The sequence below is a fragment of the Pseudarthrobacter sp. YAF2 genome, assembly GCF_052113345.1.
Lineage (GTDB): Bacteria > Actinomycetota > Actinomycetes > Actinomycetales > Micrococcaceae > Arthrobacter.
On the sequence record NZ_JBFRDA010000041.1, the window covers coordinates 1 to 2583 of the forward strand.

3 protein-coding genes are annotated in these 2583 nt (G+C 63.4%); all 3 read left to right on the forward strand.

What is annotated here, in order from left to right; translation table 11 throughout:
• The coding region (locus tag AB4Y79_RS21560) for an NAD-dependent succinate-semialdehyde dehydrogenase (RefSeq protein ID WP_441866231.1) at nt 1-1218 on the forward strand (1218 nt) is incomplete at its 5' end.
• A complete protein-coding gene (pcaC, locus tag AB4Y79_RS21565) occupies nt 1215-1613 on the forward strand; it encodes a 4-carboxymuconolactone decarboxylase (protein WP_441866233.1) in 399 nt (132 codons plus the stop codon). The genes AB4Y79_RS21560 and pcaC, both read left to right, overlap by 4 nt.
• Complete coding sequence (locus AB4Y79_RS21570) at nt 1610-2512, forward strand: NAD(P)-dependent oxidoreductase (RefSeq protein ID WP_441866235.1); 903 nt, start codon at nt 1610-1612, stop codon at nt 2510-2512. Before pcaC ends, AB4Y79_RS21570 begins: the two co-directional genes overlap by 4 nt.
• Nucleotides 2513-2583: the final 71 nt, after the last annotated feature.

The following is a 2583-nucleotide window of genomic DNA, read 5'->3' on the forward strand; positions in this document are numbered from 1 at the left end:
AAGCTGGCGGCTGTCATCACCGCCGAAATGGGCAAGCCTGTCACCCAGGCACGGGCCGAGGTCGCCAAATGCGCCAATATGCTTGACTGGTACGCCGAACATGGCCCGGCGATGCTGAAGGACACGGCAACAACCATCGGTCCCGAAGCCTACGTCTCCTACCTGCCCACCGGAACTGTGCTGGCCATCATGCCCTGGAACTTCCCGGTCTGGCAGATCTTCCGCGGAGCGGCACCCATCATCCTCGGCGGAAACGGCTACCTCCTCAAGCCCGCTTCAAACGTTGTCGGTTGCGCCCTGGCGCTGGAGTCGCTGTGGGCGGAAGCAGGGCTTCCGAAAGGCACCTTCGCCGTCGTGAACTGCGACCGCAACCAGGTGCCGGCCATCATCCACCACGAAGCCATAACGGGCGTGGCAGTGACCGGCGGCACCGTCGCCGGCCAGACTGTTGCGGCCGAGGCCGGCCGAGCGCTGAAAAAGGTCATCCTCGAACTCGGCGGATCTGACCCGTTCATCGTCTTGGCCGATGCCGATTTGGACAAGGCCGTCGAGGCCGCCGCGACCGGACGTATGGTGAACGCCGGACAGGTGTGCATCTCCGCCAAACGGATTATCGTCGAACGCCCCGTCTATGCAGAGTTCACTGCCAAACTCACCAGTCGCGTTGAGAGCTTCAAGGTCGGTGACCCTACCGACCCGGACACGTTTGTCGGCCCCATGGCCAAGGAAGAAGGCCTGCTGGACGTTGACGATCAGGTCAAGCGCTCCATTACGGACGGAGCCGAGCTCTTAACGGGCGGTCATCGTCTGCCCGGCCCAGGGTCCTTCTACGCCCCCACGGTGCTGGCCGGCGTCACGGAAGCGATGACAGCCTTCCGGGAAGAAATTTTCGGCCCCGTCGCCAGCGTCATCGTGGCTGAAGACGCCGAGGATGCCCTGGCCAAGGCAAACAACTCCGAATTCGGTCTCAGCGCTGCGATCTGGACCGCCGACAACGCCAAAGCCCGGAACATGGCCCGCCGGATCGACGCCGGCGGCGTTTTCATCAACGGGCTATCCGTCTCGGACCCCCGCATCCCGATCGGCGGGGTCAAGAAGAGCGGCTTCGGCCGCGAATTGTCTTACCTGGGCGTACATGAGTTCACCAACATCCAGTCGGTCTGGGACCAGACACCCCTCAACGCTGCTGCGGAAGCAGCACAAGGAGTARCACAATGAGCGCGCCCACCATSAACCAGGAGCTGTTCGACAAGGGCCTGGCCACCCGTCGGGAAGTCCTCGGCGACGAGTACGTCCAGCGCAGCCTGGACAGCGCTGACGAGTTCTCCATGCCGATGCAGGAACTCGTCACCCAGTACTGCTGGGGTGACGTCTGGAACCGGCCAGGCYTGGAACGCGCACAGCGCAGCCTGATCAACCTGGCMATGATCAGCGCACTSAACCGGCCCCACGAGCTGAAGGTCCACGTCCGGGGCGCCRTCCGCAACGGTGTMACCAAGGARCAGATCAAGGAAGTCTTCCTCCAGGTSGCMATCTACTGCGGCGCCCCCGCAGCCCTGGAGAGCTTCCGCCTGGCCCGTGAAGTGTTCAAGGAAATGGAGGCCGAGGCATGAGCACCATCGGMTTCATCGGTCTGGGCAACATGGGCTTCCCCATGGCCTCACGGCTCGCCGACGCGAACCACACCCTCATTGTGGAAGACCGCGACAAGGGGGCAGTCCAACGGTTCCAAGAACAGCACACCACATCMCGGAMCGCCACGGACGCCAAGGCMTGGCAGGATGCCGACATCATCATCACGATGCTGCCCAACTCCGACATCGTCGAAGCCGTACTGGCCGGGGGCGTGGCCGGCGCTGCCTCGTTGAACACCCTGTTTATCGACATGTCCTCCTCCGAGCCGATCCGCTCCCGGGACCTGGGTGCCCGGCTCGAACGGCAGGGCATGCGTTACCTGGACGCTCCCGTCTCCGGCGGGGTGCGCGGAGCGCAGAACGGTCAGCTCGCCATCATGGTCGGAGGCCGCTGGCACGATCTGGACCAGGCCAAAGACATTTTCGACGTTCTGGGCAAGTCAGTCATACACGTCGGTGACGCCGGCTCCGGACATGCGGCGAAGGCCCTGAACAACCTGGTCTCGGCGGCTTCGGTCGCTGCCACCGTCGAAGCCCTGCGCGTTGGCGAACGCTTCGGCATCGACCCGGCAACCCTGACGCAGGTCCTGAACGCCTCCTCCGGGCGGAGCAACACGTCCGAAAACAAAGTCGCACAGTTCATGCTCTCCGGCACGTTCGGCTCCGGTTTCCCGATCGGGCTGATGACCAAGGACATCAAGATCGCCACGGCCCTTGCCGATTCCCTCGGCGTTGATGCCCGTTTCAGCCAGGACTGCGAGGCCATCTGGCAGTCCATCCTCGACGCCGGACACGGCGCACAGGACCACACGAGGATGTATGAATACCTCGCCAACCCCACCCCTGCTTTCAACGATGAAAGGCAAATCCATGCGTGACTTCGCACAGGTGCTGCAGACCGCGACCCAGGACTTCGAGTTCAACCGTGAGATGCGCTACTACACCGGCA